21 protein-coding genes and 1 pseudogene are annotated in these 22574 nt (G+C 62.0%); 6 read left to right on the forward strand and 16 right to left on the reverse strand.

The window, feature by feature from the left end; translation table 11 throughout:
- Nucleotides 1-7 precede the first annotated feature (7 nt).
- The gene (locus tag NQ050_RS07150; RefSeq protein WP_257038618.1) at nucleotides 8-970 is read left to right on the forward strand and encodes a ParB/RepB/Spo0J family partition protein; all 963 of its coding nucleotides are present in this window, start codon (nucleotides 8-10) and stop codon (nucleotides 968-970) included.
- 5 nt (nucleotides 971-975) lie between these two features.
- On the forward strand, nucleotides 976-1605 hold the full coding sequence (locus NQ050_RS07155) for a hypothetical protein (protein WP_257038619.1): 630 nt from the start codon (nucleotides 976-978) through the stop codon (nucleotides 1603-1605).
- Here the strand turns inward: NQ050_RS07155 and NQ050_RS07160 are convergent.
- The 7 genes and pseudogenes from NQ050_RS07160 to NQ050_RS07190 form a co-directional block, all read right to left on the reverse strand.
- Complete coding sequence (locus tag NQ050_RS07160; RefSeq protein ID WP_257038620.1) at nucleotides 1566-2735, reverse strand: N-acetylmuramoyl-L-alanine amidase; 1170 nt, start codon at nucleotides 2733-2735, stop codon at nucleotides 1566-1568. The two genes, NQ050_RS07155 and NQ050_RS07160, sit on opposite strands and share 40 nt — an antisense overlap.
- 47 nt (nucleotides 2736-2782) lie before the next feature.
- A complete protein-coding gene (trxA, locus tag NQ050_RS07165; protein WP_257038621.1) occupies nucleotides 2783-3106 on the reverse strand; it encodes a thioredoxin in 324 nt (107 codons plus the stop codon).
- Nucleotides 3107-3114: 8 nt separating this feature from the next.
- Nucleotides 3115-4035 carry a thioredoxin-disulfide reductase gene (gene trxB / locus NQ050_RS07170; protein WP_257038622.1) on the reverse strand — a complete coding sequence of 307 codons (921 nt, stop codon included), beginning with the start codon at nucleotides 4033-4035 and terminating at the stop codon, nucleotides 3115-3117.
- A 122-nt stretch (nucleotides 4036-4157) separates the two neighbouring features.
- Nucleotides 4158-4781, reverse strand: a complete 624-nt coding sequence (locus tag NQ050_RS07175; protein WP_257038623.1) for a sigma-70 family RNA polymerase sigma factor — start codon at nucleotides 4779-4781, stop codon at nucleotides 4158-4160.
- Between the two features lie 276 nt (nucleotides 4782-5057).
- Nucleotides 5058-8150, reverse strand: coding sequence for a murein biosynthesis integral membrane protein MurJ (locus NQ050_RS07180; RefSeq protein ID WP_257038624.1), 3093 nt, complete (start codon nucleotides 8148-8150; stop codon nucleotides 5058-5060).
- Nucleotides 8151-8198: 48 nt separating this feature from the next.
- A complete protein-coding gene (locus NQ050_RS07185; RefSeq protein WP_257038625.1) occupies nucleotides 8199-10610 on the reverse strand; it encodes a DUF6049 family protein in 2412 nt (803 codons plus the stop codon).
- Nucleotides 10607-11212: pseudogene (locus tag NQ050_RS07190) on the reverse strand (NUDIX hydrolase); the annotation flags it as partial. The gene NQ050_RS07185 and the pseudogene NQ050_RS07190, both read right to left, overlap by 4 nt.
- Nucleotides 11213-11321: 109 nt before the next feature.
- Between NQ050_RS07190 and NQ050_RS07195 the strand changes: the two are divergent.
- Genes NQ050_RS07195 through NQ050_RS07210 form a run of 4 tightly spaced genes read left to right on the forward strand, consistent with a single transcriptional unit; the run spans nucleotide 11322 to nucleotide 14357 of the window.
- Nucleotides 11322-12719 (forward strand): CCA tRNA nucleotidyltransferase, encoded by a 1398-nt coding sequence (locus NQ050_RS07195; RefSeq protein ID WP_257038664.1) that lies wholly within the window; start codon nucleotides 11322-11324, stop codon nucleotides 12717-12719.
- Entirely contained in the window at nucleotides 12719-13318 is a 600-nt protein-coding gene (locus tag NQ050_RS07200; RefSeq protein WP_257038626.1) for a YqgE/AlgH family protein, read from the forward strand. The genes NQ050_RS07195 and NQ050_RS07200 overlap by 1 nt, the downstream gene beginning before the upstream one ends.
- A 41-nt stretch (nucleotides 13319-13359) precedes the next feature.
- Nucleotides 13360-14061 (forward strand): AzlC family ABC transporter permease, encoded by a 702-nt coding sequence (locus NQ050_RS07205; RefSeq protein WP_257038627.1) that lies wholly within the window; start codon nucleotides 13360-13362, stop codon nucleotides 14059-14061.
- A complete protein-coding gene (locus tag NQ050_RS07210; RefSeq protein WP_257038628.1) occupies nucleotides 14058-14357 on the forward strand; it encodes a branched-chain amino acid transporter permease in 300 nt (99 codons plus the stop codon). Before NQ050_RS07205 ends, NQ050_RS07210 begins: the two co-directional genes overlap by 4 nt.
- Here NQ050_RS07210 and NQ050_RS07215 read toward each other — a convergent pair.
- From NQ050_RS07215 to NQ050_RS07255, 9 genes are read right to left on the reverse strand one after another with little or no spacing between them, the layout of a single operon-like run.
- Nucleotides 14320-14622 (reverse strand): hypothetical protein, encoded by a 303-nt coding sequence (locus NQ050_RS07215; protein ID WP_257038629.1) that lies wholly within the window; start codon nucleotides 14620-14622, stop codon nucleotides 14320-14322. The genes NQ050_RS07210 and NQ050_RS07215 overlap by 38 nt on opposite strands.
- Nucleotides 14623-15561 (reverse strand): bile acid:sodium symporter family protein, encoded by a 939-nt coding sequence (locus NQ050_RS07220; RefSeq protein ID WP_257038630.1) that lies wholly within the window; start codon nucleotides 15559-15561, stop codon nucleotides 14623-14625.
- A 9-nt stretch (nucleotides 15562-15570) separates the two neighbouring features.
- Nucleotides 15571-15930: a Rieske 2Fe-2S domain-containing protein gene (locus tag NQ050_RS07225; RefSeq protein WP_257038631.1), complete on the reverse strand. Its 360-nt coding sequence runs from the start codon at nucleotides 15928-15930 to the stop codon at nucleotides 15571-15573.
- Entirely contained in the window at nucleotides 15927-16709 is a 783-nt protein-coding gene (trpA, locus tag NQ050_RS07230) for a tryptophan synthase subunit alpha (RefSeq protein ID WP_257038632.1), read from the reverse strand. The genes NQ050_RS07225 and trpA overlap by 4 nt, the downstream gene beginning before the upstream one ends.
- Entirely contained in the window at nucleotides 16709-17899 is a 1191-nt protein-coding gene (gene trpB / locus NQ050_RS07235; RefSeq protein WP_257038633.1) for a tryptophan synthase subunit beta, read from the reverse strand. The genes trpA and trpB overlap by 1 nt, the downstream gene beginning before the upstream one ends.
- The gene (gene trpCF, locus NQ050_RS07240; RefSeq protein ID WP_373456417.1) at nucleotides 17896-19290 is read right to left on the reverse strand and encodes a bifunctional indole-3-glycerol-phosphate synthase TrpC/phosphoribosylanthranilate isomerase TrpF; all 1395 of its coding nucleotides are present in this window, start codon (nucleotides 19288-19290) and stop codon (nucleotides 17896-17898) included. The genes trpB and trpCF overlap by 4 nt, the downstream gene beginning before the upstream one ends.
- Complete coding sequence (trpD, locus tag NQ050_RS07245; protein WP_257038634.1) at nucleotides 19280-20305, reverse strand: anthranilate phosphoribosyltransferase; 1026 nt, start codon at nucleotides 20303-20305, stop codon at nucleotides 19280-19282. Before trpD ends, trpCF begins: the two co-directional genes overlap by 11 nt.
- On the reverse strand, nucleotides 20302-20937 hold the full coding sequence (locus NQ050_RS07250; protein WP_257038635.1) for an anthranilate synthase component II: 636 nt from the start codon (nucleotides 20935-20937) through the stop codon (nucleotides 20302-20304). Before NQ050_RS07250 ends, trpD begins: the two co-directional genes overlap by 4 nt.
- Nucleotides 20934-22451 carry an anthranilate synthase component 1 gene (locus NQ050_RS07255; RefSeq protein ID WP_257038636.1) on the reverse strand — a complete coding sequence of 506 codons (1518 nt, stop codon included), beginning with the start codon at nucleotides 22449-22451 and terminating at the stop codon, nucleotides 20934-20936. The genes NQ050_RS07250 and NQ050_RS07255 overlap by 4 nt, the downstream gene beginning before the upstream one ends.
- Between the last annotated feature and the right edge of the window lie 123 nt (nucleotides 22452-22574).

Raw genomic sequence — 22574 nt, forward strand, 5'->3', positions numbered from 1 at the left:
AGAAAACATGGCACAGGAAACCCGCAAAGGCGGACTCGGCCGCGGCCTCGCGGCACTGATCACCGCAGGCCCACAGCCAGGCTCCAAGCTTGGCGACGACGCGGCGGACATCGTCATCGGGGAAAAGGGCGCGCCCAAGAAAGCAGCCAACCCCATCCTCGCCGAGGCGGCCAAAGCAACAGTGAGCTACCGCGAAATCCCCGTGGGCCTGATCAGCCCCAACTCCCGCAACCCGCGCACCGTATTTGATGAAGACGAGCTGGATGAGCTCGTGCACTCCATCAAGGAGTTCGGCCTCCTCCAACCAATCGTGGTGCGTGAACAGGGCAAAGACCAATACGAGATCATCATGGGCGAGCGCCGCTGGCGCGCCTCCACGAAAGCCGGCCTCAAGCGCATCCCCGCACTCGTGCGCCAAACTGACGACGCCAACATGCTCCGCGACGCCCTGCTGGAAAACATCCACCGCGTCCAACTCAACCCCCTGGAAGAAGCAGCCGCCTACCAGCAGCTTCTCCAAGAGTTCGGCGTGACCCAAAACGAGCTCGCAGACCGCTTGGGCCGCTCCCGCCCTGTGATCACCAACATGATCCGCCTCATGAGCCTGCCCGTGGACGTCCAGCGCAAAGTCGCGGCCGGCGTGCTTTCCGGGGGCCACGCCCGTGCCCTGCTGGGCTTGAAGGCGGGAGCAAAGGCGCAGGAAGCCCTCGCTGCCCGCGTCGTTGCCGAAGGGCTGAGCGTGCGCGCCACTGAGGAAGCCGTGACCCTGGCCAACCGTGGCGAAGCCCCGGCACCCACCAAGCGCCCCAAGGCCGCAACGCCAGAGTTCTTCAGCAACGCCGCCTCCAGCCTTGCCGATGAGCTGGACACCAAGGTGTCCGTGAGCGTGGGTAAGCGCAAAGGCAAGATCGTGGTGGAGTTCGGCGGCAAAGAGGACTTTGAGCGCATCATGGGGCTGTTGAAGGGCTAACAGCCATGGCCGCGCCACTGCATATTGAGGCCGTGAGCAAAGACAACGTGCTGGCCGCGCATCCCCTCGCCCTCAGCAGCGTGTTCTGGGAGCTCGCAGACCCCACCCTCAAGTGCGAGCCTGCCTTCGAAAAAGAAGCCTGGCTCCACGCCGCCCTCATGGACTACGGCGAGTGCGGCTTCCACCTCAAGACGCCTGTGGAAACCCTCGCCACCGTGCTGTTTTGCCACGCCAGCATGTGCCCCGGTGCCGCGCAACTGCCCAGCGGACCGCCCGCAGACGGCTTCGTGATCACCTCACTGTTCGCGCAGCCGCGCATCCAAGACATCGCCCCCGCCCTGTTGCTCGACGCCGCCATCATGGCCATCATGCGCCGTGGAGAAGACCACGTGGAAGCCTTCGGTTGGCGCGAAGACTTTGTGGAAGACCCCGAAAACCCCCAGCCAGAGGTGCTCGAAATCCTCGACCAAAGCCCGCGTATTGGCCTCATGAACTCCAACGCCCTGGAGGCCGCAGGGTTTGAGGTGGTCCACCCGCACCCCGCGCTGCCACGCTACCGCCTGGAGCTACCGCCCAAACGTGAGCTGCTGGTGGCCTATGAGGTTTCGTGTTTGACGAGCTCGTCGAACTTATAAGTGCCGGTAGTGTGGGTGTCCTCGTCCAGTAGGTAGAGGCGTTTGACGGCAACTACGATGGCCTCGGCGATGGCGTCGCGAGCCTTGGGGTCGGTGAGTATGGAAACGTCGCCGGGGTTGGTGAGGTAACCAACCACCACTTCCACCGTTGGCATCTCAGTGATGCGCAACAGATCCCAGGTGCGGCCGTGGGCGCCGCAGTTGTTCAGCGCTGTGCGGGCAGCGATTTCGCGCTGGATGAAGCCGGAAAGGAGCTCACCGGTGATTGAGCTCTGGCCGGATTCCGAACCAAAGTAGAAGCTCGCCACGCCATTGGCCTTTTGATTGTGGTACTGGTCCGCCTGCAGGCTGATCATGAGGTCCGCGCCAAAAGCATTGGCCATGTTCGCGCGGTCGGCGTAGCTGGGGTCATCCTGACGGGTGCGGGAAAGAATTGTTTCCACCCCGGCTGCGATCATTCGGCCTTCCACCCTGGTGGCGAGGTCCCAGATGATCTCTTCCTCAGTGATTTGCCCATAAGGGCCGTTCACGCTTTGGCCCCGGTTGCTCCCGCCCAACGCCGGGTCCACCACCACGCGTTTGCCGGCGAGTTGCGGGCCGGACTCGCGCATACGCTCGCGCTCGCGCAGGGCGTGGGGGTTGCCGCCGGTGATGCGGCGGCCGAGGCGGCCGAAGGCGCGGATGGTTTCTGGCCCGCAGATGCCGTCTGTGCGCAGCCCGTAGTTCATCTGGTAGTTCATGAGGGCGGCGTGGGTTTGCTCGCCAAATCGGCCGTCCAGACGGTCCGGGTAAAAGCCCAGCTCTTGGAGTTGGGATTGGAGTTGGGCTACGTCGTCGCCAACCATGAGATTGCCGGGGTGGTATTGCAGCACCCTGGAGCCTAGGCGGTAGGAGGCTTCCCGGATGACGCGCAGCGTGGCGTCATTGATAGCCCCGGAGGCGATGATGCCTCGGGACTGCTGGAAGCTGCGCAGGGCGTCTGCGAGGGTTTCATCGAAGAGGAGGTCTGCTTCGGTGAAGCTGTCCTTGGTGACGGTGGCGTCGGTGGGCAAATGGCCCAACTTAGCGAGTGCGATCCTGACCTCGGCGACCCGTGGGCTGCGGTCACCTACCTGCAAGATGTCAGACACACTGCTCCCTTCTGGAATTCACTGGTTACTCTTGGCAAGGATAGCAGTCAGATGTGCGAGCGCAGCTTCGCCACGATGTTCGCCTTGGGTTGCAGGCCGATCATCTCATCCACCTTCGTGCCCTTTGCAAACACCATCATCGCGGGGATAGACATGATCTGGAACATTGCGGCCAGCTCGCGCTCCTCATCCACGTTCACCTTGGCGATCACCACTTCGTCGCCAAGCTCCTCTGCCACCTGCTCGAGCACAGGCCCCAGCTTCTTGCACGGCCCGCACCACTGCGCCCAAAAATCCACCAAGACGGGCTTTTCGGAGTCAATGACCGCGGAGCGGAAGGTGTCTTTGGTGACGTTGATGATCTGTGCCATGGGTGATCCTAAAGGGTAGCGAGGTAGTGTTCGGCGTCGATGGCGCCGCGGCAGCCGGAGCCCGCGGCAGTGATCGCCTGCTGATAGTGGCTGTCTACGAGGTCACCAACCGCGAACACACCGGGAATATTGGTTGCAGTGCTGGGGTGATCCACCAATACGTAGCCGGCTTCGTCGGTAGTGATGACGTCCCGGAACATCTCCGAGCGAGGGTCGTGCCCGATTGCCACGAACATTGCGGTGACGTCCAGCGTGGAAAGCTCGCCGGTGACGGTGTCCTGCAGCTCTAGGCCTTCCACTTTGCTTTCGCCGAGTACGCGGGAGACCACCTTGTTGGTGGCAAAGCGGATCTTTTCATTGCTGCGGGCGCGTTCCAGCATCACTGCGGAGGCGCGGAAGTCTTCGCGGCGGTGGACGATGGTCACGGTGTTGGCGAACTTGGTGAGGAAGGTGGCCTCCTCCATTGCGGTGTCGCCGCCGCCGATCACGGCGATGTCCTGGCCTTTGAAGAAGAAGCCGTCACAGGTAGCGCAGGCGGAAACGCCGCGGCCGAGCAGGCTTTGCTCCCCCTCAATACCCAGGTAGCGTGGCGCGGAGCCGGTGGCCAGGATGACGGCGCGGGCCTCAAAGAGTTCGTCATCCACCCACACCTTCTTGATCTCGCCGGTCAGCTCAACCTTGGTGACCATCTCCATGCGCAGGTCAGCACCGAACCGCTCAGCTTGGGAGCGCATTTGTTCCATGAGATCGGGGCCCATGATGCCATCAGCAAAACCAGGGTAGTTCTCCACATCGGTGGTGGTCATCAGCGAACCGCCGTATTCAATACCTTCAAATACCAGCGGTTTCAGCTCGGCGCGAGCCGCATACAGAGCTGCGGTGTAGCCCGCCGGACCCGAGCCGATAATCACGAGATCATGCACTGACATGAACAACCTTTCCACACCTTTGTTGGGACCTGTTTGATTCTACCTTTTCCCCAACACACGCCGCCGCCGCAGTATTTCCCCGTAGGTAACGCGCATTGCCGACGCGCCCAGCGCACACACACTCACCCGTGAGCAGGCGCTTGCAGGAGGTCTTTGAGGGCGGCCCGCGCCCGCGCACGCCGCGACTTCACGGTGCCGGGGCGCACCCCCAAGACGCCCGCGGCTGCCTCCACTCCGAGGCCGTGGTAGTCCACGAGTATTATCGCTGCGCGCTGCTCCACGGGGAGCTGCTCAAGGGCGTGGCTGAGAAAGAGGCGGGTGGTGATCACGCGGGTGGGATCGTGGCCAAGGTTGCGCTCCACATCCAGCTTCTCCAGGCTTTCCGCCTGCTTGGAGCGTTTGCGCTGCATGTGGTCGTAGCAGGTATTGCGGACCATACGTTGCAACCAGGTGCCCAGGCTGGCGTCTCCGCGATAGCGGTCGATGTTGGCGATGACCTTCAGCATGGTGTCCTGCATGACGTCGTCGGCGTCGTGCTCGCTGCCGGTGTAGCGCCGCGCCAACATCCACAGCTTGCGGTAGTGCCTGCGCGTGATTTCGGCGAACGCCTGGTGGTCCCCGTGCGTAAACGTTTCCACAAGCTCGAGGTCATTCATGGCCGCCAGCTTGGCGGCCTCCTGGTCGGTGGGCGGCCGCGTGGGCTTGAGGTATCCGTGTCCGGTGTGTGGTTGCTCGTTGGATGCCATTGCACAATCTCCCCCCAAGGCGATCCTTCAGCGCTCCCCTAGCGCTGCCCCACCAGTATGCGTGTCCACCAGCGAGCGAAAAACCCCCGCGGCGCCAAATGCGTTGGCTCGCCTTTGGCCACCTCAGTGCCCTTTAAGCTTTCTCAGGCAAAACTACTTTGCTGTAATTACTCATGAGGGATTCCTCCCCCTCATGAGCTCTACCCTGCCCAAACGCCAGAGAGCTTGGGCACGAGAAAACCCGCAGCAATTAGGTGCTGCGGGTCTCATGAGGGGTTAGGGTGTCACACCACTGTAAGAAAGTGGCATCACCTGCGCAATCGTTGGATATTCCTGATCTGGGGACACCCCCTCGGCGTGAAGCATCACCGCCAGCGCCGCGTAGGCCTTCGGTGGCAGTTCTACGCGTTGTTGGTCTTGGGTGAGGCGGACCTCCGTGAGCAGGTTCCTCTGCCCCTCATGGGCATTGGGTAGTTCCAGGACCTCGATGCGCAGGCCCACCGCGTTGGTGCTCTCCACCACGATTGCGTGGATCGGCATTGACTGGTCCAGCACTACGGTGGTCCCCTGTGTGCCTGAGCTGGAGAGGTTACTCAGTACGTCCTGGGGCGCCACCACAATTTCCGGGCCTACGGGCTCGGGGGCTTGGGAGCTGAGTTGGATGGACTCCTGCGTGATTGGTGAGTCCGGGGTGTCCAGCAAACTGGTGAGGTAAGCGGTCACCACCGCGGCCAGCACCACGAGCACGGTGGCCAGGCCAGCGAGCGCGATCAGGGCGCTGCGGGAGTAGCTCTTAGCGCCGAACCCGGGGGCGCGGTTGGGCTGCGGGGCTTCGGGCTGGTCTGGAACCTCCAGCTCCTCAGCGGCCTGGGCGCCGTCAAGGGTGGTGATCGCGGCGGGAAGCTGCGTTGCGGGCGCGTTGAACATGCTGAGTACGGCGGTGGGCGCGTCGGCACGAATGAGTGAGCCGAGGGCCGTGCGCAGGCTTGCGGCGTCTTTGTCTGCAGAGTTTTCTTCGAGGACCGCCGGGAACGCGAGGACCGCTACGCCGTCGGTGGAGATGCGGATGCGGGCGCGGTTGTCCAAGCCCACGGCGATACCGGCCTCGTGGGCGGCTTGGGTGGCGTCGGCCAGCGGCGCGAATGCGTGGATGGCGCTGGTGGGCTCAACGGTTTCCGGGTCGAGGGAGGAAAGGGGCGCGCCGGGGATCCAGTCGGCCACGATGAGGCAGCCGTTGCGGTAGCTGAACACCTGGATGTTGGGGGCCACGCCATCGTGCTTGAGGCTGGCCAGGATTTGGGTGTGGCGCATCACGGTGGCGGCGTGGCTTGCGGACTCAGCGGGAGTACGCGGTGCTTGGGGAGCTTGTCCCGACGTATCCACGAAGGTCAAAGCCACTTCCCTGCCCGTTGCCTTCTCTTTGGCGTGCCAAAAGCGCGCGGTGGCTACTGCGCCGTGCTCGGCGAGCAGCCGATAGCGGCCGTCGGAAACCTCTGCACCGGGGACCAGGCGCGGGCCGCGGACGATGCCTGCGGACATTGGTGGTGGGACGGGGGTGGCGTTGAAGGAGTCGTCGAAGGGGAGCTGCTCGGTGGCCGTGAGGACCGCGGCGGGCATTGGTGTGCGGGCCCGGATGAGGCGGTTGAGCCCAGGGATGCGCCCGGCCACACCGGCGAGGCTTTGCACCTCTGACAGCCCGGAGCGCGCGAGAATCAGCCCGGTGATCACCAGGAACACTACGCCACACACCGCCAGTTCCACGAGGTAGGTGGGCGACCCAATACGCGCGTACAACATGTCCAGCGGGCGTGAAAGCAACGCCGAGACACCCAAGGCCACCAGGCCCGCGATGGCGGAGGCACCCAACGCCCACGCCGCGGTGAGCCCCACTTCCCGCATGCCCAAATTGCCCAGTTTGCGGCGCAGCAGCAGCCCACCGATCACCGCGCCAGCCACAAAGCCGAAGCCATTGGCAGCGCCCAGCAGAATCACCACGCGGGTTGGCGAGGTAGCCACGAACGGCGCCGCCATGGACAGCGCAACCTTCGTGATGGTGATGCCGGCGATGATGAACGTGGGGGTCCAGGCCTCCTCGCGGGCGTAGAACACGCGCAGATGCAGAAGCACCAGGGCGTATGGCAGCAGCGTGAAGGAGGAGGAGGTGAGGGTCCAGCCCAACAGGGTGGCCGATTCTGGGCTGAACTTGCCGTAAGCAAACAGGCCGTTGGCGATCTGCGGGCCAAAGTAGTTCATGAACATTGCGATCGGGATGAGCGCAATGAAGGTGAGCTTGGAGCCGACCACGAGGTCGTGGACCACCGCGCGGTCATCACCATTGGCCGCATTGCGGGATAGCCGCGGCATGATGGCTGTGAGTAGGGTGACGCCAATTATCCCGTATGGGACCTGCAAGAGCAGCCACGCTTGCTGGTAAATGTTGGGCGCCTCGGCGTCGGCTGCCGCGGCGATGCGCGTGGTGATAAAGTATCCCGCCTGCGAGATAGCAACGTAGACAATGATTGCCACAGCCATCCCGCCGAACTGCTTGAGGCGGTCATCGATCCCCCACAGCGGCTTCAGGCTGACCCCGGCGCGTCGGATTGCCGGCAGCATGATCGCGGCCTGCGTAACCACACCCAAGGTGGTGCCGATGCCCAGCAGCAGCACATGCGGGTCCGTCACCGGCGCCCGATCGCCCGGATGCAATTCCCCAGGCACGAACATGTAGAGGCTCAGCACCGCCAGGGTGATCACATTGTTGACCACCGGCGCCCACGCCCCCGGCTTGAACACACCCTTCGTGTTGAGCACGGCCATGAGCAGAGCAAAGATGCCGTAGAAGTAGATCTGCGGCAGCAATAGGTAGGCAAAGGACGTGGACTGGAAGACGTTTACCTTGGAGTTTGGCCCCAGCGGCAGGCCCACCAGCCAGGGCGCGGCGATCACCGCGAGCACCGTGATGCCAATCAGCACCGAGGACGCCAGGGTGAACAGGCGCCGAATGAAGGCCTCTCCATGATCCGGGTCCTCCTTCTCCGCGCGCACCAGCACCGGCACCACCAGGGAGGTGAGCACTGCTCCGAGCACGATTTCCGTGATCAGGTTGGGCAGGGTGTTCGCCGTGTTGAAGGCGGAGGCCACTGCGCCGCCCAAGGCGGTGGTGATGAGCACGTTGCGCAGAAAGCCGGTGATGCGGCTTGCAAGGGTGGCGATCGCCATTGATCCGGTGGAACGGACTACGTCGGCGTCGCTGACTTCCTTCGGGGCGCTGACCAGTTTCGCGCGTGGCTGTTGGGCCACCACTGGCGCCGGGGGTGCTGGCACAATGATGCGGTGGCGCAGCCCTTGTTGGGACTTGGGTGAGTGCAAAATGCAATCCTACGGTTGGGGAAAAGCTTTGTGGGTACTTTACTCCCCTTACATGCGATTTTTCGCCTTGCGCCGCCGAATCACGATCCGCGCCAGCAGAATTGAAGCTAGCCCCGCCACCAATGCGAGCGCGGTCCCGGACGCCCCGAGGATGCCGGAGCGGGTCTGCACGGAGATGTCCACGGGGTTGGAAATCGCGGCGCCGTCCGGGGTGGCCAACCAAAGTTGCAGGTCGGTGCGCGAGCTCGTGGGCAGGTTCGCGGTCATCTGTACGGTAATGGACCCCTTCGCGGGCACAATCAGCCGATTGTCCACGTTGATACTCGCCCCCTCCGGACCCAGGTAGCGGATCCGCGAATCCACCGGCAGCGGCAGCCCATTCTGCGCCGCGATAAGCAGCGGCGAGGAATCCGAAAGGCGTGTGTACACGTTGCCTGGCGGCAGCAGGCTTACCGACGCGCGCAGCTCCGAAAGCATGTCACGGTTCCAGGCGAGGGTGCGGCGGGCAGTAGCCACCTTTTTGTCAAAGGTCAGAATCGACTGACGTTCGTTGCGGCTGAGCGCGCGCAGCACCTCATGGCGCACCGGCACGGTGAAGTTGTACGGGGTGAGCGCCACTTGCGGGTCGGAAATCATGAGCCGGGTGAGGTCATCGGTGTAATCCGCCTGCTGGCGCGCTTGCAGGATTTCAGTGTCTGCGATCACCGTGGGGTCGTCATAGGGAGTGCCGCTTTGCGGCGGGTTTTGTGGTGGGGTATTCAGTGCTTCAAGCTGCTCGCCATCGGGCGTGAGGTAATCCTGCAGGCGAAGCGGCATTGCCGCCCCGGTGTTCATGAGGGTGTTCAACGTGGCAAACCAGGTGCTGGGGTCCGCGACGTCCGAGGGCAGCATCATCAGTACCGGCTCCTCCCCCCTCATGGACTGCGTGATCGCCGCGGAGGCGGTGGCCTCGCGCGCCGGGAGGGAGTCCAGGGTGTAGTCGAAGCGGGCTGAGTAGTTGCCATAGCCCACCGTCATGGGGCTTTCAATGGCCTCCGCCAGTGTGGCTGCCAAGGAACCCTGGTAGGTGACGGCTCGTATTGATGGCGCAATCTGTTGGAAGCGGTCCAGGCCTGGCGCGCCGCTGACGGTGTTGTCCGCCACCAGCACGTTCACCGTGGTGGTTGGCCGCGGCGCGTCTGGCTGTGCGGAGGGCAGGGTGTTGGACTCGAGGGCTGAGGTGGCGGTGTCAGCGCGCCCCGGCGCCTGGACGATCTCTTCTGCTCGGGCACGTTCCCAGGCGGCATTGATGTCCGTATCGCCGCTGGCCAGATCCGCGTAGCCGAGGTCGGCTACGGTTTCGTCGGTAATGTAGCCGCCGCCGGGGATGACCACGTTGGGCACTGCCTCGATGCCAGCTTGGGCAAACACTTCCGCGCCGCGTTGCAGCGCCTCCCTCATGAGCCACGGGTTGCCGGTGGCCTCCACCGCATTGAGATCCGTGTTCGCCCAAGGCAATGCGACAGCACACGAGGCAATCGCGCGAAGCTGCTCCAGCCAAGCGGCCGCCTCTTGCGCGTAGGCGCCCTCCGTGGCATCGCTCTGATTGTTGCTGAAGTTCCAGGAGTCGCGCAGGCGCTGCTTCTTGCTCACAGAGCTGGGTCGGGAATCGGCCACCTGGTAGCCCTGCGCCATCCGCATCACCGTGTCCAGCAACTGCGGGTCAATGGCAACGCAGGTGGCCTCGCGCACCCTCCCCTCCGGCAGGGCATGTACGAGGTTGTAGAGCCTGCCGCCCTCAGCGAGCTGTTCACCGAGGGCTTCCGAGGTCAAGATGAGCCGCTCGCGCTGGGGAGCCTCACCGGTTTCCCCGCCCACGATGTCCACCGCCGCCGTGATGGGATACACCAGGCTCACGGGGGTGGGTCCTGTTGTTTCAGTGGTTCCTGTAGTTTCGGTGCTTTCAGTGCTTTCGGTGACGTTGAGGAGGAACCTCTGCGAGCTTTCGAGCCCTTGTGCCGAACGCAGCCCGATCAACGTGGGGTACACGCCGCCTTGACTGAGTGGGGTCGTGATGTCCAGGGTGACCTCGCGGCTTTCGCCCGCGGGGACGTCGGGAATTGCGACTGCCTGACCGAGGTACGGGAACTCCCCGGCGTCGGCGGCGAGGACGGTGCGCAGCCCGGAGACTTCGGCTTCGGGGTCGGCGAATTGCGGCTGAAGTTCCAGGTTGATGGCGTCTTGCTCGCTGCGGTTGTGTACCACCGCCTTGATCCGCAGGGTTTGGCCGAGTGGGAGGCTGGTGGGAACTTCGATAAGTTCCACGTGAAACATTGCCGTTGCGTCAGTGGAGCGCACCGCCGGGTTGATCCACCGAGATTGGCCAACTGGGTCGTTTGGGGAGATTGGGAGCGGGTCCGCCAGCGCTGAGGGGGAAAGCAGGGCAACCGCGAGCGTGAGCGCGCCGATGCGAGTTTTCACCTTGGGGTCTTCCTTCCCTCGGCTTTCTCTTTTCGCGCGAGTTCCGGCAGGAGGTCGTGGGCAATGCGGGCGAGTTTGCGCTCGTCGGCGTAGGCGAAATGCTCCGTGAGTTCGTTCGCGGGGATCCACGCCACCTCGGTGACCTCGGGGTCTTCATCGTTGAGGTCGCCATCCACATAGCGCAGGAGGTGGTGGTGCACTGTTTTGTGGATGCGCACGCCCTCGGAGACGAACCAATAATCAATCACGCCCAGCTTGGCAAAGACCTCACCGTGGATGCCGGTTTCCTCCCACACTTCGCGCTCGGCGGTGGAGGCTTTATCCTCTCCCGGTTCCACGTGGCCCTTGGGCATGCTCCACAGCAGCCGACCGCGGCGGTCCAAGCGGCCAATCAGCGCCACATACACGCGGGAAAGGTCCACATTGCCCTGCTCATCAACGGCCTCCGCGAGCCCGGAAACCACCAAGCCACCCGCGGAAGTTTCATCCCGGGTGCCAATCTTGGAGTGTTGGTATTGGCGGCGTGTGGAGCGTTTGCCGCGATTCTTCTGCTTCGAGTGCTCACCCGCGCGCGGGCTACGGCGCCGCCGCCTGCGACGGTTGCGCTTTGGTTGGTCACTCGATTGCTCGCTCATCGTTGTTGATCGTACCGCAACGGGTAGCATTACACGGGTGCAGCACCCCGAACATTTCGCAGACCAGTCCCCAGCCGTGTATTTGAAGCGCGCCCAGGATGCGCTTGCCGACGTCGACCACGTGGTCACACCGCTCGCGCAGGCATTCGGGGCCAAGGGGCACAGTCTGTACCTCGTGGGTGGCTCCGTCCGCGACGCCATGCTCGGCCGCCTCGGCCACGACCTCGACTTCACCACCTCCGCGCGCCCCGAAACCGTGCTGGAGATCCTCGAAGAGTTCACCAACACCGTCTGGGACACTGGCATTGAATACGGCACCGTCTCCGCGGAAAAGGCCGGTCAGCAAATCGAGATCACCACGTTCCGCTCCGATGTCTACGACGGCAGCTCCCGCAACCCCGAGGTCCAATTCGGCGACACTCTGGAAGGCGACCTCATCCGCCGCGACTTCCGCGTCAACGCGATGGCGATCAACCTCCAGGACATGAGCTTCCACGACCCCATGAACGGGTTGGAGGACCTCGTCGCGGGCATCCTGGACACGCCGGCCGCCCCGGAGCTGAGCTTTCACGACGATCCCCTGCGGATGCTGCGCGCGGCTCGTTTTGTCTCCCAACTCGGCTTCCAACTCGCCCCCCGGGTGACCGGCGCAATGGCGGCCATGCACCAGGAGATCGCCCGCATTACCGCCGAACGCGTGCAGGTGGAGCTGGACAAACTGATTTTGGGTGCAGCGCCTTGGGACGGCATCGACGTCATGGTGGAAACGGGCCTCGCCGACGTAATCTACCCAGAGATCCCGGCCCTCAAACTCACCGTGGATGAGCACCGCCAGCACAAAGACGTGTACGCGCACTCGCTCACGGTGCTGCGCCAAGCCATTGAGCAAGAAGACGAGCCTGACCTTGTGCTGCGCTGGGCGGCCCTGTTGCATGACATCGGCAAGCCAGACACCCGCGCATTCGACGAGGCGGGCCATGTGAGCTTCCACCACCACGAGGTTGTGGGCGCCAAGCTGGTGCGAAAGCGCATGCGCGCCCTGAAGTATTCCAAAGCCATGGTGGCGGACGTCAGCCAGCTTGTATACCTCCACATGCGTTTTTATGGGTTCAGCGACGGGCACTGGACAGATTCCGCTGTGCGCCGCTACGTCACCGACGCCGGCCCGCTGCTGGAGCGCCTCAACAAGCTCGTCCGGGCAGACATCACCACGCGAAACCGCCGCAAAGCCGGCCGCCTGCGCGCCGCAGTTGAGATCCTTGACGAGCGCATTGCAGAGATCGCGGCCAAGGAAGACCTGGCGCGGGTCCGCCCGGACCTTGACGGTTTTGAGATCATGGAGCTGCTAGGCCTCAAGCCGGGCCCGGAGGTGGGCCAGGCGTGGGCATTTTTGAAAGAACTGCGCCTTGAGCGCGGACCGCTTGACCGAGACGAAGCTGTGGCCGCCCTGCGTGCCTGGTGGAAGGACCGCTAATGTTTGCTGATCGCCTTTTCAACGCGCTCGAACGCAATGAGCCCGCCCCCGGGCAACTCCTCGTTGCCGCGCCGGGTCTGAAAGACGAGTACTTTGCGCGTTCCGTCATCCTCCTGCTGCAATGCGGCGAGGAGGTCACCTTCGGTGTGAACCTTGTGATGCGTTCCGACGTCGCCGTGCCCAACGTCATGGAGAATGACTGGGCGGAGCTCGTGAGTAAGCCCAAGGCCTTCTACATTGGCGGCCCGGTTGAGCAATCCGCCGCAGTGGCTGTTGGCGTGACCAAACCCGGCGTGGACATTGATTCCCACCCACGCCTGCGCCGCCTTGCAAACCGCCTGGCCCACGTAGATCTCAATGGCTCAGTGGATGAGGTGGCAGAGGACCTTATTGGAATGCGTCTTTTCGTGGGTTATTCCGAATGGGCGCCGGGCCAGCTTGACGAGGAAATTGAGCGCGGCGACTGGTACGTTGCGCCTGCCTTGCCGTTTGATGTGATTGCGCCAGGAAGTGCGGATCTGTGGGCAGACGTGATGGCTCGCCAACCAATGCCGCTCCCCATCTACTCCACCTACCCCGTGCACCCCGGCGAAAACTAATGTTTCACGTGAAACATTGCGGTTAAGAGGTTAGTTTTTTCATGGTTTCACGTGAAACATCGCAAATTCGCGATGCCATCCGCATCACGGCGCCGGTAGGCCTAGGCATGATTCCTCTCGGATTGGCCTTCGGGCTCGTGGTGATCCAGGCCGGATTTAGCTGGTGGTGGGCGCCGGTGATGTCTATCTTGATCTACGCGGGCTCGATGGAGTTCCTCGCGGTGAACCTGATTACTGCCGGCGTTGGTCCAATTTCCGCCGCGATCACCGGCTTCCTGGTGAACTTCCGTCACATCTTCTACGGGCTTACTTATCCGCGCCATCGAATCCGCTCCAAGCTGGGCCGCGCGTACTCAACGTATGCGCTCACCGACGAGGCCTACGCAATCGCCTCCGCACACCGCAACCTCACCGGCACACAGCTTCTGGTGATGCAGGTGATGTGCCAATTGCTTTGGGTCCTTTCCGGGACGGCCGGTGCCCTGTTTGGCCACGCAATCCCCCAAAGCATTGAAGGGATGGAGTTCGCGCTCACTTCCCTATTCGTGGTGCTCGCATGGGAATCTTTCGGCGCGAACAAGGATTTCTCCCTCATTGTTTTTGCCTTGCTCTTTGCCGGCCTGGCTTTGATTGTTGCTCCCGGCCAGATGCTCATCGTTGCGCTGCTGAGCTACTTCGCATTCCTCTTGCTGCGCAACGCCTCCCCCACCATTGACCGCGCACTGACTTGGAAGGCACCATGACCCAAATCTTCGCGGTACTCATTCCCGTAGCACTAGTAACCATCGCGTTGCGACAGTTCCCCTTCAGCTTTGCCAAAGTAGATAGCCCGCTGATGGCGCTGCTAAGTATCACCATGCCAGTGGGTGTGATGACGATCCTCTGCGCGTACACCTTCAAAGATTCCGGGTATCCCCTCTACGTGGCGCTCGGCATTGCCATCACGCTGCTGGTGCACTGGTGGCGCCGCAGCGCGGGGCTTTCCATCATCGTGGGCACCATTAGCTACGTAGCCATGGTGAATCTTCTAGGAGCGTAGCCCACCACTGCTCAAATACCTCCTTGGAGATATGTTCCACGTGAAACCCCTCAAGTTGGGCATAGGTATCTGGGTGCGGAACAATTTCCAGAGGGGGCGTGCCAGTGTGTTTGCCACCCGCAGCGCCGCCGCAAACCGCACCCGATGGATCAAGCTCTACCAAGCGGTGGAGCTTGGCGTTGGCGGCGTCGAGAGGCTCCAGCTCCGCGGCATGCGTCGCGGTGCCGGCACCGGGGATGGTCATCACGAGTTTCACGTACAACATTTAGCTCTCCTTTGCGTAGCGTGCAGCGAGCCAAGAACACATCATGAGCTGCACCTGGTGGAAAATCATCAAAGGCAAGATCAACAAACCCAGGTTGGCGGAGCCAAAAATCACCGCGGCCATCGGCAGGCCCGATGCTAAAGACTTCTTAGAGCCGCAGAATTGGATGGCAATCATATCGCTGCGGGAGAAGCCCAAGCGCAGCGCGGCAAAACGGGTGAACCACAACATGAGCGCCACCAGCGCAATCGATCCAAGCACGAGGAACACGATCTGCGCCACCCCTACCGAACTCCAGATACCGGCCACCATGCCGGCGGAAAACGCCGAGTAGACCACCATGGTGATCGACCCCCGATCCACCAGCTTCGTGGCCTTATTCGCCGCAAACTTCCCTACCCAGGGCCGCAGCAACTGCCCTAAAATAAACGGCAACAGCAACTGCACAGCGATGTCCAAAAACACCGACGTATCAATGCTTACCTGCGCGGACATCAACAGCATCACCAACAGCGGCGTGAGGAACACCCCGGCGATGTTGGAAGCCGAAGCACTCACGATCGCCCCCGCCACATTTCCCCTGGCAATCGAGGTGAAAGCCACCGAAGACTGCACCGTAGACGGCACCAACGTGAGGTACAAAATACCCAGGTACATCTCCCGGCCCACCACCGCTTGCAGGGGCGCCAGCCCAAGGCCGATCAGCGGAAACACCACAAAGGTGATGGCCAGAATCATCAGGTGCAGGCGCCAGTTGCGCAAACCCTCCAGCGCCTCATGGGTAGAAAGGCGCGCGCCGTACAGGAAAAACAGCAGCGCGATCGCGATGGAGGTGGCCACGGAGAACGCGGAGGCGAACTCTCCGCGGGCCGGGGCGATAATTGCCACGATCACCGCGAGGATGATTAAGGCAATCAGGGGATCAATCCGTTTGAGCATAGGCAAAGCCTAACCTACTGTTGCGGTGCCATCCTCCACAGCAATATCCACCGGCTTCATGGGGGCTCGTGATGGCCCTTCCAACGGGGAGCCGTCCACAATTGAGAACGTGGAATTGTGCTTCAAGCACGTCACTTCATCGCCGCGCACTTCGGTGATCGTGCCGTTCTGATGAGGGCACAGCGTGGAGTAGGCCACATATTGGCCCGCAGTGGGCTGAGCCACGATGTACTCCCCCACGATCACTGCGGAACCAACGGGCACGTCCTGGACGGCAACGTCGATTTGCTCCTTGCCGCAGGCGGCGAGCAGCGCGCCCGCGAACGTGGAGGCGGTGCCAAGGAGGAACATTCGGCGTGAACAGGTCATCGGGTGGCCTCTTTCATCGCGCGTACAAACTCCCCAAGCTCCTCATGGGAACCGCCGCGCTCGATGATCGAGGTGATCGCGGAGCCAGTGATCGCGCCGGCGGCCCCAGCGGCGATGGCGTCGCGCACATGCTCGGGGGTGGAAATACCAAAACCGAGCAGCACCGGTGCACCGCCGTACTTCTTGATGTTGTTCACCACCTGGTCCAGGCCTTTCGTGCTCGAGGCGCGCTCGGTGCCGGTCACGCCGTCACGCGAAATGGCGTAAATATAGCCTTCCGACGCCCGCGCCACACCTTCCAGCGTCTTCTCTGCAGCCTGGGCGGGAGCGATGAAAATTGGGGCAATCCCTGCTTTCTTGGCTGCCGCGATGAATTCCTCCCCCTCGCGCACCGGAACGTCTGGGATGAGGATGGAATCCGCGCCGGCTTCAGCGAACTGCTGGTAGAAGCGCTCAATGCCGCGGGTGAAGGCAACGTTGCCGTAGATCAGCATGCCGATTGGCAGCTCGGGGAACTCCTCGCGGATCTGCCGCACCAGGTCCAGCGCGGTATCCACAGTGGTCCCAGCCTCGAGGGCGCGGATGTGGGCGCGTTGAATGGTGGGGCCATCTGCAACCGGATCAGAGAATGGGACGCCGAGTTCGAGGGCGTCGGCACCCGCGGCCACTACCGCGCGCACGATCTCCAGGCAGGCTTGCGGGGTTGGGTCGCCCAGCATGAGGAATGGCACGAATGCACCGCCCTCGATGCGTTGGAACATGGCTTCGTAGCGGGTCATTACTTCTCCTCCAGGGTGCGGCGGACGTGTTCGATGTCTTTGTCGCCGCGGCCGGAAAGCGATACCAAAATGGTGATCGGCTCTTTGTTGGCCTCAGCTGTTTTTGCGCGTTTGAGGGCATAGGCCAGCGCGTGGCTGGACTCAAGCGCCGGGATGATGCCCTCTTTACGGGAGAGGACTTGGAAGGCGTCGAGTGCCTCGGCGTCAGTGATGGCAACGTATTGAGCGCGGCCCGTTTCCGCCAGGTAGGCGTGCTGCGGACCTACGCCTGGGTAGTCCAGACCTGCGGAAATGGAGTAGGACTCCTCAACTTGGCCGTCAGAGTTCCGCATCAAGTAGCTCTTCGCGCCGTGAAGAATGCCCACTTGACCGTTGTTGATGGTGGCTCCGTGCTCGCCCGAATCGAGGCCGTGCCCGCCGGGCTCCGCGCCAACGAGTTCCACGTGGTCGTCGTCAATGAAATCCGCGAACATGCCGATCGCGTTGGAGCCGCCGCCCACGCAAGCGACCACAACATCGGGCAACGTGCCGATGCGCTCCAGCATCTGGGCGCGGGCCTCGGTGGAAATTACGCGGTGGAACTCGCGAACAATCGTTGGGAATGGGTGCGGGCCTGCGGCGGTGCCGAGCAGGTAATGCGACTCATGGAAGGTCGCGGTCCAGTCTCGCAGAGCCTCATTGACGGCGTCCTTGAGGGTGCCGGAACCGGAATCCACGGAAACCACTTTGGCCCCCATGAGCTCCATGCGGTAAACGTTCGGCTGCTGGCGCTGCACATCCTTTGCACCCATGTATATCACGCATTCGAGGTCCAAAAGTGCACACGCGAGGGCGGTGGCCGTGCCGTGTTGGCCCGCGCCAGTTTCCGCGATGATGCGGGTCTTGCCCATGCGCTTGGCCAACAGTGCCTGGCCAATCACCTGGTTGGTCTTGTGGGCGCCGCCGTGGACAAGGTCCTCACGCTTGAGGAAAATGCGGGCGTACTCGTTGCCGAGCTTCGTGGCTTCAGTGATCGGCGTGGGGCGGCCCAGGTAGTCGCGCAGGTATCCGGCGAGTTCCTCGCGGAAGGCGGGGTCGTTCTGGGCGTCCACGAACGCCTGTTCAAGTTGATCAAGCGCAGGAATCAGCGACTCCGGCACGAACTGGCCGCCAAAGCGCCCGAAGTAGGCCGGAAGCAAAGTGTGGTTCATGGTTTCCCCTCGTTGTAGGTGCGAATGGTGCGGAAAACGGCAGTGATTTTCCCAGCGTCTTTTTCTCCCGGCGCACTCTCGACGCCCGAGTTGATATCAAGCCCCATGCAGCCCACTGCCAGGGCCTCAGCGGCGTTTTCAGCGGAAATACCACCGGCGAGCAGGGCCTTTGCCTTCACAGCTTCCGGAACGGTGCCCCAATCAAAGGTGGTTCCGGTGCCGCCATCGCCAGCGTCCAGAACAAGCGTATCGACGCGCGGAGCGAGGGCTTCGGCAACGGTCGGTCCGGCGGATGTCATGGAGACAGCGCGCCAGATCTCGCGATCGCCGGCGATCGCTCGTACGGACTCAATGTATTCCAACTCCGCGGCGATGGAACCCTGGTACGGGGCATGGAGCTGGAGCACGGAGAAGCCATCCAGGAGCTCCTCCCAGCCGTTCGTCCGCCGCGAAACCGCAACCCAAGTGAGGCCTTGCTCGGCGTCGATAATTTTTTTCGATGTTTCACGTGAAACATTGCGCGGACTGGAGGCCTCAAACACCATGCCTCCATACGTTGCACCAGCGGCTCGGGCCATCTGCGCGATGCTCGGGCTGGTGATGCCGCAGACCTTGTTGCGTCCGTAGACGAGCTCACGAGCAGCGAGGTCCACGTCCGGCTGGCTGGTGAGCTGCGACCCCACCAGGAAGCCGTTTGCAAAGGCACCGAGTTCGCGGACGGTGGCGTTGTTGCGGATGCCGGACTCGGAAATCAGCACCGCGTCCTCCGGAATCAAGCGGTGCAGCGCAGGGGTGCGGCCCAAATCGATGGAGAGATCATGCAGGTTGCGATTGTTCACGCCGAAGATGCGCGCGCCCAAGCGGATCGCTCGCCCCACCTCTTCCTCATCAATGACTTCCGTGAGCACATCCATGCCCAGGCGGGAAGCCTCCTGGTGGAGGAGGGTGTAGGTGGCGTCGTCGAGGACACTCAGCATCAGCAAGATCGCATCTGCGCCAAAGTAGCGCGCCGCGTGCACCTGCACCGGATCAATAATGAAGTCTTTGCACAGCACCGGAAGATGCGTGGACGCGGCCACCGTAGCCAGGTGGTTGTAATCGCCACCGAAACGATCCGGTTCACACAGCACGGAAATACCCGCAGCGTAACGCGAATACACCCGAGCGATATCACCCGGACTGTACTCCGCGCGGATCAAACCCAATGAGGGCGAAGAGGACTTGCACTCCATAATGAAGTTCGCTCCCCCGCGGCGGCCCAACGCGGCCTCCAAGGAACGAGTACTCAACGGCAAACGCGAAGGTTCCACGTGGGCAATACGCTTCCGGATCGCGTCCAAATGGCCGCGGCGGCCCTCCACGATGGATTCCAAAATGGTGCTATTCGCCATAATTCGCCCCCTCATGAACAGCCAACCACCGCTCAACCTCACCGGAGCTAATCAGTTCCTTCGCTTGGGAGACGCCCTCGGCAATGCTATCCGCGCAGTTCACGGTGTAGAGCATTGCGCCGGCGGTCGCGCTAATCGCATCCAAGTGGGCCTGCGGTCCCCTGCCAGCGAAGGTCTCACGCATAGCGAGGGCATTTTCTTGGGCATCGCCACCCGCGAGAGCAGACAGTGGGTGCTGGGAAATGCCCATCTCTTCAGGGGTGATCTCATACTGTTCGATTTCGCCGTCGCGCAGCTCCCAAATGGTGGTGGGGCCGTGCACCGCAATCTCATCGGTACCGGAGCCATGAACCACCAGCGCGTGGCTGCGGCCGAGCTCACGGAACACCTCCGCAATAATCTGACCCAACTGTGGCTTTGCAATGCCCATGATCTGGAACTCAGGGCGCGCCGGGGCCAAAATTGGGCCCAAGGTGTTGAACAAGGTGGGCACGCGCAGTGCCTTGCGGACTGGCTGTACATGCGCAACCGCTGGGTTGTACGCGGGGGCAAAAAGGAACGTAAAGTTCGAGGCCTCAAACTGGCGCACGGCGCGATCGGGATCCAGGTCGAGCGGAATGTTCAGCGCCTCGAGCACATCGGCAGAGCCGGACTTGGAGGAGACGGATCGGTTGCCGCACTTCACCATCTTCACTCCCCCCGCGGCCGCAACGAGTGAGGCAGCGGTAGTGACGTTGATGGTGTTGGAGCCATCGCCACCGGTACCTGCTGTGTCCAAAAGTCCCGCGCCGGTGATGGGGAACGGGCGGCCAGCAGCTAGGAACGCCTTGGCGGCACCCAGGATGTCAGCAAACGTCTCCCCTCGCGTGCGGATGGTGGCCAGCAGTGCGGCGATGTGGACGTCATCGTAATCACCAACCGTGAGCGGGGTAAAAACGTCCACTGCTTCCTGCACGGAAGGATTGTGGTTGTCGAGGAATTGGATGAGACGCTGTTGGGTCAATTCGCTAGTCACTGTGCCGATCCTTGCTTTTGAGAAATAAGAAGTTCAATGCAACGGTCCAAAATTATTGGTCCTGCCGGGCTGAGCACCGACTCCGGGTGGAATTGCAAACCAATCGCCATGTTATCCGTGGTCTTGGCGGCCATCACTACCCGGCCTATTGCAGAGTCGCAGGTACCCATTGGTGCGAGTTGCTCAGGCGGGTTTACACACCCGAGGGAGTGGTAGCGAGCAACTGGAACGAGGGTGCCGCGGAAGTTGTTTTCCAGGCCTGCGTCGGTAGTCAAAGAACCGAATAACTCTTGGCCTGCTTCCTCGAGAACCATGTTGTCCGTGGTGCCGTGTACGGGTCCACATGGAACCACCTCGCCACCAAAGTGCTCCAACAAGGCCTGGAAGCCCAAGCAAATGCCAAGAATTGGGACTTTGCCAATCACCTCAGCGATCAGCTTCATCATGTTACCCGCCTCCAGCGGGTGCCCCGGACCTGGAGAAAGGCAAATAAGATCCGGATTCGCTGCCAAAATCTCCTCGACGCTTACCGTGTTCCGGAACACGGTGCACTGGTAGCCAGCCACCGCGAAGGCGTCCACCAAGTTGTACACAAACGAATCCTGGTTATCCACCAGCACTACATGGGTCATCGGATCACCTTCACCGTCTTGCCGGCCGCGAGCGCGATTGCATGCAACACAGCGTAAGCCTTATGGAGAGTCTCGTCAGCCTCAGACTGTGGCTGAGAATCACGAACCACGCCCGCACCCGCCTGGACCACGGCGCGGCCACCTGCCACGAAAGCAGAACGAATCACGATGCAGTTATCCATGGAACCGTCGCCAGAGAGATACCCCACCGCGCCCCCGTATGAGCCGCGTCGAACATGCTCCACCCCGCGCAGGAGTTCCATGGCGCGCAGCTTCGGAGCGCCGGTCAAAGTGCCCATGTTCATGCAGGCGCGGTAGGCGTCAAGGGCATCGAATTCAGGAGCAAGGGTTGCGGTTACACGTGAAACCAAATGCATTACCCGCGAGTAACGGTCAACCTGGAGCAGGTCAGCTACCTTGCGCGTGGCAGGGACGGCAACGCGAGCCAAGTCATTACGCGCCAAGTCCACCAGCATGGTGTGTTCCGCAACTTCCTTGGTGTCCGTGCGCATGTCGAGCTCCGCGCGGATATCCAGCTCGTGATTAATGGTCCCGTCTGCATTCAACCCGCGAGGCCTAGTGCCAGCGATTGGATAGAGCTGCACTTCACGGTCAGCGGAGGAATACTTCAGATTGGATTCCGGCGATGCACCAAACAGTTCGTAATCCTTACCCCGCACATAAAACATGTACGGGCTGGGGTTGGTCGCACGGAGCTGGCGGTACGCCTGATAAGCGTCTGGGCATTCCGCGATAAACGACCGCGCGGGAACCACCTGGTAAATGTCGCCCTCGTAGATATTTCCCTGCAGGCGCTTCACCTGATCCCGGAAGTCCGCGTCAGTTGTGGTGGCCTGCACGATCAGTTCCCCAGACTCTGGAGCAGGCTGCTGAGCTGGCGCCTCAAAGTCTTCGATGGCTTGGAGAAGCGTATCGACGTCGCCGCCGATCGTCTCAATCTCTGCAGTACCAGCAGTGTGATCAATCACGAGGACCGTTTCTGCAAGAACAAACTCGTAGTCCGGATAAGTATTTGCCCCGAGTTCTACAGGCGGGAGCGTTTCAAAAGTCTCCAAGTAGTCAAACGCAAAGCCACCCGCAAGCAATGGGAGGTGTGTGCCTTGGTATCCAGCATTGAGCTGTAGGTCTCGAAGGACTAATGCATTGCTGGGGGCCTTGAGGCGTTCGCGCTCATCAATCGCCTGGGAAGCCGTAAACACAAAGTCTTGGCCGTCAAAGTAATCTGCCAAGTTCTGCTTCAAGCGGGAGACGATCTGCTCCCCCGCCTCAGTCAAAGGGATTACCTTCACTTTTTGACCGTGGCAGGTGATGCGCGCGGCTGCTTTCAAAACCGCTAGACACTTGGTGTTTTTCTTTGACTCAATATCTGCTGATTCCAGCAGGACGGAGTCGTGAGGGGCGGCGAGGTGCTGGAAGAGCGCGGCAGCATCTTGGTGGTAACGAACTGAATGTTTCACGTGAAACATTGAAAAATCGTTTGGCGGGGATGACATTGTGGGCCTTTCTGGGGCCCAGATATCACAAAAGGCCCGCGTTGTAAGTATTACAAAGACGAGCCTGAACTTATGGATCGACGGTGGCTCGTCAAGCGACGCGCCACCACCAGTTTCCGTAAG

Origin of the sequence: Corynebacterium sp. 122RC1, from assembly GCF_024580955.1 — a bacterium.
Taxonomy (GTDB): domain Bacteria; phylum Actinomycetota; class Actinomycetes; order Mycobacteriales; family Mycobacteriaceae; genus Corynebacterium; species Corynebacterium kozikiae.